Raw genomic sequence first — 12,129 nt, 5'->3', positions numbered from 1 at the left:
ATCACTCAATCAGCATTAAATCAGCAGCTCTTAAAATTAGAAAAAGATCTTGGAACCCAACTTTTTGTTCGTTCAAGAACCAATTGGCATCCAACACAAGCAGGAGAAATATATATTGAGAATGCAAAAAAAATGGTCCGTATCAAAAAAGACACCTACAACCAAATTAATGATTTAATTGATATAAAGAAAGGAAAGCTTAGTATTGGCTTAACTCCCGAACGTGGTCCCGAGATGTTTGCATCTATCTATCCTAGTTTTTACAAAAAGTATCCAAATGTAAAAGTGGAACCCATTGAACTACCGGTTAAACAACAACAACATGAAATATCAATGGGGAATCTTGATATTGGATTTTTAACATTGCAAAATTCGCAAAAAACAAATGATGAATATATCTATATCTGTTCAGAAGATATTCTTTTAGCAGTACCCAAAGCACATCCCCTTGCACATTTAGGAGGAATATTCGGTGATAAACTTCCTGAAATAAGCTTAAATCGTTTTAAAAACGATACTTTTGCCCTTATGCAAACAGGATCAACGCTTCGAGAAATTTATGAAAATCTCACTGCCGACGAGGATTTTAATCCAAATATCTTGTTAGAAACAAGGAGCGGCCAAAACTTATATCATATGGTAGCGGAAGGAATATGCTGTTCCATCATTCCAATGGCATATGCCCAATATAACCCTAACGTCTCTTACTTCTTAATTAAACAAAAACCTGTTTGGGAAGTATGTGCATCTTATAAAAAAGGCACCTATTTAAGTAATCCTGCAAAAGAACTTATCAAGATTGCCAGTGAGTATTGGTCCAATATATTAAAGCAATGATGGGAATGGACTCTTGCTGTCCATAACTTGGGATGATAATAGAAAAGAGCTTGCCCCCCTGGGGCAAGCTCTTTTTAGATTAAATTAATTTCTCTCCATTCGTTGCAATCAGCTCTTTATACCAATAAAAACTTTGCTTGCGAATACGGCGTAAGTCTTTCAAATCAAACTCATCACGGTTCACAAAGATAAAACCGTAGCGCTTGCTGCATCCTTGATGGGTACTAATTAAATCAATCGCTGACCATGGGCAAAAGCCGAATACTTCAACTCCATCAGTGATTGCCAGCTGCATTTGCTCAATGTGCTTTCGTAAGAAGTCTATACGATAAGGGTCATTAACCACGTCACCCTCTTCTAGCTTATCGAATGCTCCTAAACCATTCTCGGTTATAATTAACGGAAGGTTATAACGGTCATAAATTTCTCTTAATGTGTTTCTAAAACCAACTGGATCAATCTCCCAGCCAAACTCATTCTTTTTCAGGTTTGGATTGGTCGCTCCTTTATATACACCTGGCTCGCCAATGGTAATATGCTGGTCTCCAGTATGACCGACATCTGAACCGTCCTCTTCACTTGCCGCTACAGTTTGGGAAGTATAGTAGTTAAAAGCAATAAAGTCAGGATTTGCGCTTGCTAAAACTTCCATATCGCCATCAAGAATCGTTGGCACATAGCCTTTTTCTTGAAAATAGTTCCAAGCAGTTGCATTATAGCGGCCGAATACAGCCATATCTAAGTAAAGCCAATTGCGAATTGCTGAATAATTATGGGCAGCCATAATATCCTCAGGCTTTGAGCTAGCTGGATAGATGGATACAATGTTTGGTGCCGGACCAATTTTTGCATTTGGCAGCATTTGATGACACAAATTCATCGCCTTTGCTTGGGCTACGAGCATGTGGTGGTTTTGCTGATACAATTCCTTCTTAGGATTTTCTAAGTTAGGGTCAACGGTTCCAATTGCATCACCATGCAGGATCATCATATTTTGTTCGTTAATTGTTAACCAATAGTTTACACGGTCTCCGAAGTTTTCAAATAGGGTTTGAGCATAGACTTCAAAGGCATCAATCGTTTCCCGGTTTGACCAACCGCCTTTTTGCTGCAGGGCATATGGCAGGTCAAAATGATACATTGTAACAATTGGCTCGATACCATGTGCGACGATTTCATTGATTAAATTATTGTAAAACTCAATTCCCTTTGGATTCAGTTCTCCAGAGCCATTTGGATAAAGTCTTGTCCAAGCAATCGAAAAACGATATGCTTTATATCCCATTTCTGCTAATAAGGAAATGTCTTCTTTGTAATGATGATAATGGTCGCTGGCTACTTTAAAATCCGTGGTACCTTCAGGATATTTCGCCATATCGATAACAGATGGACCTTTCCCATCTTCGTTCCAAGCCCCTTCGATTTGATATGCTGATGTGGAACCTCCCCAGAAAAAGCCCTTTGGGAATGGTTTAAGTTTGTTATGTTTCATTTTCCATTACCTCCATTTGAGTTTTCAAAAAAAGAAAAGCCGAAAACCATTATGGTTTACCGGCATGAATTAGGATTAAAGTTGTTCGCCGTTTGTAGCAATAACATCTTTATACCAGTAGAAAGACTTTTTCTTGCTGCGTGCTAATGTTCCGCTGCCGTCGTCATGTCTATCAACATAAATAAATCCGTAACGCTTAGACATTTCACCAGTAGAGGCACTGACTAGGTCGATACAGCCCCAAGGAGTGTATCCGATTAGGTTAACACCATCTTCGATCGCTTCACCCATCGCTTTAATATGGTCTCTTAAATAATCGATGCGATAATCATCATTGATGGAGCCATCTGCTTCTACTTTATCTTTTGCCCCTAGACCATTTTCTACAATGAATAAAGGTACTTGATAGCGATCATAAAGTTTGTTTAATGAGATTCGAAGACCTTCAGGGTCAATCTCCCAGCCCCAGTCACTTGCTTTAAGGAAAGGATTTTTTACACCACCGATAATGTTACCAGATGAACTTTCTTCATTTGTTTTTTCTTTCTTTTCAGTGCGGGACATATAATAACTAAATCCAATATAATCGACCGTACCTTCTTTAATAATCTCTAAATCGCCATCTTGAATGTCTAGTTCAATACCATTTTCTTTAAAGTAACGTTTGGCGAATGCAGGATATTCCCCACGAACTTGAACATCTCCACAATAGTAGTTAAAAATTTGTTCTTCTTTTAAAGCATGCATGACATTATCAGGGTTGCTATCGAAAGCATACACTGGAGCATATACAAGCATACATCCAATTTGCGAACCAGGAATGATTTCGTGTCCGATTTTTACAGCTAGGGCACTAGCCACAAATTGATGATGAAGTCCTTGGAAACTTTCTTGCAGGCGTGCATCTTCACTAGAGGCAGAAAAACCTAAACCAAAAAGCGGGAAATGTGTCGCTCCATTGATCTCATTAAAAGTCATCCAATACTTTACTTTATCTTTATAACGATTAAAAACAGTTCTTGCATAACGCTCAAAGAACCCAATGAGTTTTCGATTTTTCCAGGCACCATATTCTTTAATAAGGTGCAGCGGTGTTTCATAGTGAGAAATGGTTACTACTGGTTCAATACCATGTTTGTGTAACTCATCAAATACTCGGTCGTAAAAAGCTAAACCTTCCTCATTAGGAGTTTCTTCGTCCCCTCTTGGGAAAATACGTGACCAAGCAATAGACATACGGAATACTTTAAAACCCATTTCCGCAAAAAGAGCGATATCTTCTTTATAGCGATGGTAAAAATCAATTGCTTCGTGATTTGGATAGTGATACTTACTTTCGTCAATCTCATAATTGAAGCCAGGTTTCATAAGGAGTTCTAAACGAACTTTTCCACCAGGGAGTACATCGGCAAGGTTTAAACCTTTACCGCCTTCTTGTGATGCTCCTTCTAATTGATTAGCAGCAGTTGCTCCGCCCCATAAAAAGCCTTCTGGAAATTTACGATTCATTTTCATTCACCTCTAAGTTTTTTATAAATCCATTGATCAGCGTTAGTTAGTACATGGTTTAATATGTAGAAAGTCAGTGGAAATTAGATTTCCCCTACTTTCATATTATTGCAATGCTAGGAATGCCTCACGTGTATTGATTTTCCCTTGTTTAACAGGTTCAATTGTTTGATAACGGTCAGGATTTGTAATAATGACTGGAGTCATTAAGTCATACCCTTCTGCCTTGATTGCATCCATATCAAAGGTTACAAGAGTTTGGCCCACTTCAATAAAGTCGCCGTCTTTCACATGTGCTGTGAAATGTTTTCCTTGTAATCTTACCGTATCTAAACCAACATGGATTAGGATTTCTGCTCCATTATCACTTGTAATGCCGATCGCATGCTTCGTTTTAAAAATAGTCGTTACTCTTCCAGTAACAGGAGAAACTACTTTTCCTTCCTGCGGCTGGATAGCTAAACCTTTGCCCATGATTCCAGTTGAGAAAGTTGGGTCATTTACTTCGCTTAATGCTTTTACTTCCCCTTTTAATGGGCTGAATACTTGTTCTGCTGCTACAACTAATTCAGACTTTGTGTCAAATGTGTTTGTTTCTTCTACTGTTGTAGTATCTTGCTCTCCTTCACGTTCTACATCTTCAAATCCCATAATGAAAGTAGCGATGGCACCTGCTGCGAAAGCAATTGGTAATCCAATAATAGCTAAAATAAATGTAGATCCGATAAAGGAAGCAACACCTGGTAAACCAACGTTACCACCAAGAATGAAATATTTTACACCTACAGCACTGTAGTATGCTCCACCAACAGCACCACCAATTAATCCGCCGATAAATGGTTTCTTAAGGCGCATGTTAACACCATACATGGCTGGCTCTGTAACACCCATAATAGCTGTTAAGCTTGTTGTCATCGCAAGAGACTTGAATGACTTGTTTTTAGAACGTAAGGATACTGCAAACGTTGCCCCAGCTTGCCCCATGTTCGCCATAAACATAGAAGGCAAGATCACGTCGTAGCCTTTAGTTGTAAGATTGTTCATTACAACAGGAAGAAATGCGTAATGCATACCGGTCATAATGATTAATGACCATGTACCTCCTAAGATTAAACCTGCAAAGATCCATCCATGTTCAAATAATGCACCAACCCCTAAAGAAAGCCAGTTCCCGATAATAGAACCTAGTGGTCCAACTGCGATTAATGTAACTGGTACGATGATAAGCAATGTTAAAGTTGGAACTAATATCAGCTTAAACATGCTTGGAATAATTCGATCAACCCATTTTTCTACATAAGCTGCAATCCAAATCGCTAGAAGGATTGGAATAACAGTTGAAGAATAAGTAACAGCTGTTACAGGGATACCCAGGAATGCAACCGGTTTACCTGCACCTAATAATGCGGTTAACGTTGGGTGTAGGAGTGCTGCTCCAATAGCAGCTGCTACATACATATTGCTTCCAAACTTTTTTGCTAAACTTACTGCTAAAAGAATCGGCAAGAAGTAAAATGCCCCATCACCAATAGCGTTTAAAATGGTATATAGTTGACTCTTATCTGTCGTCCATCCAAAGGCAATTGCAATGGCTAGAATCCCTTTGATCATACCGGCACCGGCGATGGCAGGGAGAAGTGGTGTGAACGCACCTGAAATCACATCGAATATTGCATTGATTGGATTTTGTTTTTTCGCAGATTGCTTAGTCTTGCTATCAATTTTAATTGCGCTGTTTTCTAAGATGGCATTATATACTTTTGGGACGTCGTTTCCGATAATAATCTGGAATTGGTCACCGCTTACATTTATGCCCATGATACCAGGAACTTTTTCTAATCTTTTACGATCTACCTTACTTTGATCCTGTAAATTGAAACGTAGTCTTGTCATACAGTGAATAACGTTTTGAACATTACCTTCTCCACCGACTAATTCAATGATGCTTATGGCTGTTTTTTTGTAGTCCATGGTTATACCTCCTGATTTTTTGTAAAAAAATAACCTGAGTAACATGAGTTAGAAATGACCCAATGGTCCCCACTCGTGTTCCTCAGGTTTTGCCTGCATTACCAGTAACAATCCTGTGTTAAAAGTATTATTTTGTATACTACCGAAGCGAGTTGTAAGTTCTGGCCAGTCCCTGCAACTGTACTTCGGCTTTAGGAATAAAAAAAACCTAAATTGCATGCTATACACCATAAAAGTGATAAACATACAATTTAGGTTTTGCCTGCTTGATCAGTAACAATCCTAAAAAATTAATTAATTTGTACACACATAATAGCATCCGCTTTCATTCCAAGTCAACGCTTTCTTTCAAAAAAATTTTAGGATCTATTTACCAGGAGTTCAGCCATTAATTCGAAAAAATTAAGTACACATGAACATATCAAGGCTTCGGATTAATCCCCACCCAAGAAAGCCCTATCATTAAAAATGTAAAAACTAAAATAAACGAACTAATCCCTATCCCCCAAAGAGCATATAATCTCGATCTTTTGGATGTAATCAAACCAAACAGCCCTAGGAAAAACCCAACAATCGGCAGATCGACGAGAAACATTTTCGGAAAATCATCAATTTCCATTAATAATGCAATATTGACCCCCGCCAGTGCGAGAAGAGCAATTAAGAAGGATAGGAATCCCGATATCGTCTGCAGTTTTTTTTGTTTTCCTTTGTTCTTATTTTTCATTTCCAGTTCCATAACTTCACTTCCCCCACTTTCATTACTCTGATCAGAGGATTATCTTTCAGTTTTCTTAATTCTGGAGTTGGTCCGGTGATAACTCCTCCATAGATATGAATCCCATTTTTCTCGATGTATGGTATTCTTTCTTTTAATGCTAAAGATTTTGCCCGCGATATTTTCTCGGCGGTTTTTTCATCCTTAGCCAGGAACTTTAAAATGTCTAAAAATACCTCCTCATTTGACTTCTCCCTGCCATTAAATGGTGACCAAGTAGTGGCATCGGCCTGCAACGGATAGCCGATTGGCGCAACAGAATGTCCCGCTTCATATAAGTTCTTATCCTCAAGCCCCGTGTCAACGGCAACCCATCTGACCTCGACATTATTCCCGAGCTGTTTTTTAAGCTCCTCCGGCTTCATTAATTGATTCAACGAAAGATAAATCTCCCCCACCGTTCCATCGGGAAGGTGATCGAGAATATCCCAGTCCGAATAGATGTTTTTGCCAGAGGGACCGTCCGGATGATAAAGCCTGTCTGTCTCCATGCTCCCCGAAATTGGAAGCGGCCTCTCAAGCTTCATATTACGCTTGGGGAAATTGGGATTATTCAGCGCAAACCGAACCGAGTATTCCCCCGCTTTATAATCCTCTTTCCCAATTCGCTTAAACACATCAAAGTAGATATTCATCGTAAAAAATCCGATATCCTCTTCTAACTCCATCTCCTCTAAACTCATGTTCGGTTCCGTTACATAAATGGTTTTGGTGGCGATATCAATTAGATGGTTCGCCCTTCCACCAATCGAGTAATACAAATAGCTGCTTAAGGTGAGGACCGGCACAAATAATAGTAAGATGGCCAGGCTAATCATAATGTTTGTCTGCATGGCATGGTTTCTCCCGGCTTTAATTAGCCGTTTTTGTTTCTCTTCCGGTACTTTATGGCTTTTTTCATAGTCCTGCACCGATTCATTTAAAAAAGATTGATAAAGTTCCTCATCGTTTTGATTTTGATTTTTATCCATCCTGCCTTCTCCTTTCCTTGACCCTTTCAACCACCATTTTTCTTCCCCTTGATAAATGGCTCTTCAGCGTATTCAAATTTAATTGAAGAATTTCAGCCGCTTCTTTTAAACTCAACTGATGCAGGTCACAAAGAACCAGTGCATGCATTTCGGTTTCCTTTAATGAATGAATATCGTTCATTAGTGCGGAAAATCCTTCCTTTTCTAAAAGATCAATTTCCGGTGTTTTCATGCTCATTCGATTAAGTACCTCATCGGTGATGACCAGCCGTTTATGCTTTCTAATAAAATCGATAAAGGCATGATAAGCCACTTTAAACAGCCAAGGTTTAATATGGTTAATGTCATCTTCCGACAGTTGAAGGTATGCCCGGTAAAACGTCTCTTGGACTAAATCCTCCGCCGTATGGTGATTTTTTGAAAGGGAATATAAGTATCGATAAAGATCATCTACATATGCTTCAAACACCTCATCTAAATCCACCACTTTCCCCCCTTCAACCTATCCACGAAACAACCTTATAAAAAGTTGCAAAATCGGTTAAATTATTTTCTATTTTTTTACAAGTTTAGAACTCAACCAATTCTTTCATTTTTTGTACAGTTATTTCCATATGAAAACAACTCATATCCTGCCTTCAGTTTCGGTTGTATACTAGACTTTTACCCAATTGTTATACACCAAGTTAATAATTCAATAATATCAACTAATTGAGAAGGGGCGACTTCAATTTAGCCCCAAAATCGAATTACATTTTTCACAAAAATAACTTTAAGATAGAAGAAGCAGCAAAAATCTAGTAAAATATCCACATGTGATATTAGATAAGGAGTTAAAAAAATGAGCGTATTAAACGTAAAAAATTTAAGTCACGGTTTCGGTGATCGTGCGATTTTTAATGATGTGTCTTTTCGACTTTTAAAAGGAGAGCACGTTGGACTAGTTGGGGCAAATGGTGAGGGTAAGTCTACTTTCATGAATATTGTTACTGGAAAGTTGAAACCCGACGAGGGGAAAGTTGAGTGGTCACGAAAAGTTCGTGTTGGTTATTTAGATCAGCATGCTGTACTTCAAAAAGGTACTACGATGCGTGACGCTTTGAGTACTGCTTTTCAATATCTATTTGATGCTGAATCAGAGATCAACGAACTTTATGCAAAAATGGGTGATGAAGGTGCTGATATCGATGCATTACTTGCAGAAGTTGGAGAGCTACAAGAAACTCTAGATAGTAATGATTTCTATCAAATTAATTCAAAAGTTGAGGAAGTTGCTCGTGGTCTAGGATTAGACGATGTTGGACTTGATCGAGATGTTGATGATCTTAGCGGTGGTCAACGTACGAAAGTTTTGCTAGCTAAGCTTTTGCTAGAAAAGCCTGAAATCCTATTACTAGACGAGCCTACGAACTATTTGGATGAACAGCATATCGAATGGTTGAAGCGCTATTTACAGGAATATGAGAATGCATTTATCTTGATTTCACATGATATTCCATTCTTGAACAATGTTGTTAACTTGATCTATCATATGGAAAACCAAGAGTTGAATCGCTATGTTGGTGACTATGATAACTTCTTAAATATATATGAAATGAAGAAGCAACAGTTAGAGTCTGCTTACAAGCGTCAACAACAAGAAATTGCTAATTTGAAGGATTTCGTTGCTCGTAACAAGGCAAGTGTTGCGACTCGTAATATGGCGATGTCTCGTCAGAAGAAGCTCGATAAAATGGAAATTATTGAATTGGGGAAAGAGAAGCCAAAACCAGAGTTTAACTTCAAGGAAGCTCGTACAGCTAGTCGATATATTTTCACGGCTGAAGATCTTGTTATTGGTTACAATGAACCACTTTCTCGCCCTTTGAATTTGAAAATGGAACGCGGGCAAAAAATTGCATTCGTGGGTGCAAACGGTATTGGTAAGTCTACTCTTTTAAAAAGTATTCTTGGGTTGATTGATCCAATTTCGGGTAAAGTGGAACGTGGTGAGTATCAACACATCGGCTACTTCGAGCAGGAAGTTAAACAGTCCAATTACAACACTTGTATTGAAGAGATTTGGAGCGAGTTCCCAAGTATGAATCAGGCTGAAGTCCGTGCTGCTCTTGCAAAATGTGGATTAACGACGAAACATATTGAAAGTAAAGTCGAAGTCCTTTCCGGTGGTGAAAAAGCCAAAGTTCGATTGTGTAAAATTATTAACACAGAAACGAATTTATTAATTCTAGACGAACCTACCAATCACTTGGATGTGGACGCAAAAGAAGAATTGAAGCGTGCTTTAAAGGCTTACCGCGGAAGTATCTTGATGGTATCCCACGAACCAGATTTCTATCGTGAAATTGCGACCGATATTTGGAATTGTGAGGATTGGACTACGAAAGTGTTTTAAATAAAGCTTAAGGGGTACCCAATGAATAAAAATTCACTTGGGTACCCCTTTTTATTAACCATCCAAAATTTTTATAAAAATATACTTTTAGATTTCTTAAAAAAGCTCAAATAAACTAATGTTAGAATGAGCTTCTATCTATTTCAATATTAATTTTGCAACAGCTTCCACGTGAGTGGACTGTAATCCTTTCTCGATAAAAATACCGTTCCATTCTGGTTAGCAATAAAATGAAAAACCGACTGTACTTATTTGAAATTGAAGTCTTGGAAGATGCGGATGTAGATAGTCCTTTTTACTAGAAAAACATCGTTTTTACCGGCAGACTGAATGGTTTTACCCGTAATTAAGCAGCTTTATTGGTTGCCAGCAATGGTGGCCATCCTCAAAATGGAATCAGTAAAGACACCAATTATATCATCCTCGGCAACTTAAAGGATGTAATTATTAAAGGCGGTAAATCCTCTAAATTGATAAAAGCTGAAAAACTGATTAACGAGGGAAAAGAACTAGAGATCATCAATGAAGAAGATTTTAAGAAGATGTTATAAAATGAGATTGAGGAAAACAAAAAGAGTGATTCAAAATCTAACGGGTTCCGTTTCCAATAACAAAACGTGAATTTACAGCTAAAAATGTACAATAAAATGTATATAAATTTGCACCGTATTTGTGGTGCTTTTTGTTTAATAAAATGAAATAGCCTAGTTCCGAATGAACTAAGCTACGAAGTGGACTGGTACTCTAGGAGGCAGACCACTTTAGAAGGAAAGGAGAAGGATATAAAAGCATTGCATATATAGAGAACTCAGAAAATAAGTCTCGCTACTATTTTTGTGAAGATATTTCGCAGGTGCATCTTTGTCGATTCATTTACCGATCGCCTCCAGGGCTTAATTGAATTATTTGCAATTTGCATATAGATTCAAGCGGGCTTACCAACAAATAACACTCGTCCAACATTTACTTCAATATGTGTTGTGAACGGTAGAGACCTGGGGTTGTTCCGATATTTTTCTTGAAGACTTGATTAAAGTATTTTTGATTTTCGTAACCTACCTGTTTACAAATTTCGGATACTTTTAAATTTGAGGTTCTTAGCAGTTTTTTGGCATTATTTAATCGAACCTTTGTAATATATTCAAATATAGTGTTGCCAACTGCCTTAGAAAACAAGCTGCATAGATAGGCAGGGTTCTTGTGGAACAGCTTGCCTAAATCATCTAGAACAATTGGTTCCTTATAATTAGCATTTATGAAGCTCTTTAAATCAATGATTAATTTTTCATTATAGGACACGTGGTTCTCATTTAAAAAAGCTGTTGATTGCTCAATAAATTGTTCAAGCCAAACTTTGATTTCTTCCAATGACTGTAATTGATTTAATTCTTGGTAAACTAAATATCTTTCGCCGCCAGTTTTATTTACTTCAAATTCACTTTCGATATATTCCAAAAAATGATTAACGATTTTAAAACATACGTATTTTGATTTTTCAGAAGGCAGACTGCTCTTTTGACAATCGAGAAAAACTTTGTCCATGAACTGATTCATGCTCCTAAGAAGATCCGGGCTTTTATCATTAAAAAATGTATCAATTTTTTCAATAATGCGGTTGCCAAATGAATGATTGAACTTTTCTAATTCTTTATAATAGGTTATTAATTGGTTTGAAAAAATACCATTTTTCAAAGCTTCTTTTGCTTCACTGTAGGCTTTCTTTATGTCAGAAATAGTTTCATAGACATTGCTGATGCCAACCATCGGTCTTATTTTCATATCATGATAGATCAACGACACAAAATCCTGAACCAAGTCATTCCCAAGATCTGAACCAGCGTTTGAAAACATAATAACGATTTCACTATCAATGGTATAGATAAAACTCTCTATTTTCCTGTTTTCCAATAGGTTTTTTACACGCTCTAAGGAAACTTGAATTTTTTCCGTGTCTTTTGAATCTTCCCAGGCAAACCCTTTCAAGCTAATGTTTAAAAAAGAAAAACTTTTTAGCTTTTGGTCATTTTCAGAGACAGCAAATCTTTGTCCTAAAATATAATCAAGAACGCGCTTTTCTTCTAAGGCCGTTTGATATTCATTAATCCGCTCGGTCGTTTGTTTTTCAGTTTTTATTTTTTCTATTTTTAAAATAGCATTTTTAATAGAACTAACGATT

10 protein-coding genes are annotated in these 12,129 nt (G+C 37.5%); 3 read left to right on the top strand and 7 right to left on the bottom strand.

Annotation, left to right across the window (positions count from 1 at the left end):
- A partial coding sequence (locus V7659_RS22350; protein WP_335542386.1) for a LysR family transcriptional regulator occupies positions 1–837 on the top strand: 837 nt, incomplete at its 5' end.
- A gap of 79 nt (positions 838–916) precedes the next feature.
- Here V7659_RS22350 and V7659_RS22345 read toward each other — a convergent pair.
- The 6 genes from V7659_RS22345 to V7659_RS22320 all read right to left on the bottom strand — a co-directional run bounded on the left by V7659_RS22345 (position 917) and on the right by V7659_RS22320 (position 8,042).
- The gene (locus V7659_RS22345; protein WP_335542384.1) at positions 917–2,329 is read right to left on the bottom strand and encodes a glycoside hydrolase family 1 protein; all 1,413 of its coding nucleotides are present in this window, start codon (positions 2,327–2,329) and stop codon (positions 917–919) included.
- Positions 2,330–2,404: 75 nt separating this feature from the next.
- A complete protein-coding gene (locus V7659_RS22340; RefSeq protein WP_335542382.1) occupies positions 2,405–3,838 on the bottom strand; it encodes a glycoside hydrolase family 1 protein in 1,434 nt (477 codons plus the stop codon).
- 105 nt (positions 3,839–3,943) lie between these two features.
- Positions 3,944–5,809, bottom strand: a complete 1,866-nt coding sequence (locus V7659_RS22335; protein WP_335542380.1) for a beta-glucoside-specific PTS transporter subunit IIABC — start codon at positions 5,807–5,809, stop codon at positions 3,944–3,946.
- A 421-nt stretch (positions 5,810–6,230) separates the two neighbouring features.
- Positions 6,231–6,548, bottom strand: a complete 318-nt coding sequence (locus tag V7659_RS22330; RefSeq protein WP_335542378.1) for a hypothetical protein — start codon at positions 6,546–6,548, stop codon at positions 6,231–6,233.
- The gene (locus V7659_RS22325) at positions 6,533–7,558 is read right to left on the bottom strand and encodes an anti-sigma factor (RefSeq protein ID WP_335542376.1); all 1,026 of its coding nucleotides are present in this window, start codon (positions 7,556–7,558) and stop codon (positions 6,533–6,535) included. The genes V7659_RS22330 and V7659_RS22325 overlap by 16 nt, the downstream gene beginning before the upstream one ends.
- Complete coding sequence (locus tag V7659_RS22320; RefSeq protein ID WP_335542374.1) at positions 7,551–8,042, bottom strand: sigma-70 family RNA polymerase sigma factor; 492 nt, start codon at positions 8,040–8,042, stop codon at positions 7,551–7,553. The genes V7659_RS22325 and V7659_RS22320 overlap by 8 nt, the downstream gene beginning before the upstream one ends.
- Positions 8,043–8,399: 357 nt before the next feature.
- On the opposite strand from V7659_RS22320, the gene V7659_RS22315 reads away from it, so the two are divergent.
- Positions 8,400–9,953, top strand: a complete 1,554-nt coding sequence (locus V7659_RS22315; RefSeq protein ID WP_283877776.1) for an ABC-F family ATP-binding cassette domain-containing protein — start codon at positions 8,400–8,402, stop codon at positions 9,951–9,953.
- Between the two features lie 359 nt (positions 9,954–10,312).
- Entirely contained in the window at positions 10,313–10,504 is a 192-nt protein-coding gene (locus tag V7659_RS22310) for a hypothetical protein (protein ID WP_335542371.1), read from the top strand.
- 412 nt (positions 10,505–10,916) lie between these two features.
- Here V7659_RS22310 and V7659_RS22305 read toward each other — a convergent pair.
- On the bottom strand, positions 10,917–12,129 hold a 1,213-nt coding region (locus V7659_RS22305), incomplete at its 5' end, for a helix-turn-helix domain-containing protein (protein ID WP_335542369.1).

The sequence above is a fragment of the Neobacillus drentensis genome, assembly GCF_036966985.1.
Taxonomy (GTDB): Bacteria; Bacillota; Bacilli; order Bacillales; family Cytobacillaceae; genus Neobacillus; species Neobacillus drentensis_E.
The sequence above is the reverse complement of the archived record's forward strand: the minus strand, read 5'-3'. Positions and strand labels throughout refer to the sequence as shown.

Coding starts and splice junctions, on each gene's coding strand:
- V7659_RS22345 (WP_335542384.1), bottom strand. CDS start 2,329: ATGAAACATAACAAACTTAAACCATTCCCAAAGGGCTTTTTCTGGGGA.
- V7659_RS22340 (WP_335542382.1), bottom strand. CDS start 3,838: ATGAATCGTAAATTTCCAGAAGGCTTTTTATGGGGCGGAGCAACTGCT.
- V7659_RS22335 (WP_335542380.1), bottom strand. CDS start 5,809: ATGGACTACAAAAAAACAGCCATAAGCATCATTGAATTAGTCGGTGGA.
- V7659_RS22330 (WP_335542378.1), bottom strand. CDS start 6,548: ATGGAACTGGAAATGAAAAATAAGAACAAAGGAAAACAAAAAAAACTG.
- V7659_RS22325 (WP_335542376.1), bottom strand. CDS start 7,558: ATGGATAAAAATCAAAATCAAAACGATGAGGAACTTTATCAATCTTTT.
- V7659_RS22315 (WP_283877776.1), top strand. CDS start 8,400: ATGAGCGTATTAAACGTAAAAAATTTAAGTCACGGTTTCGGTGATCGT.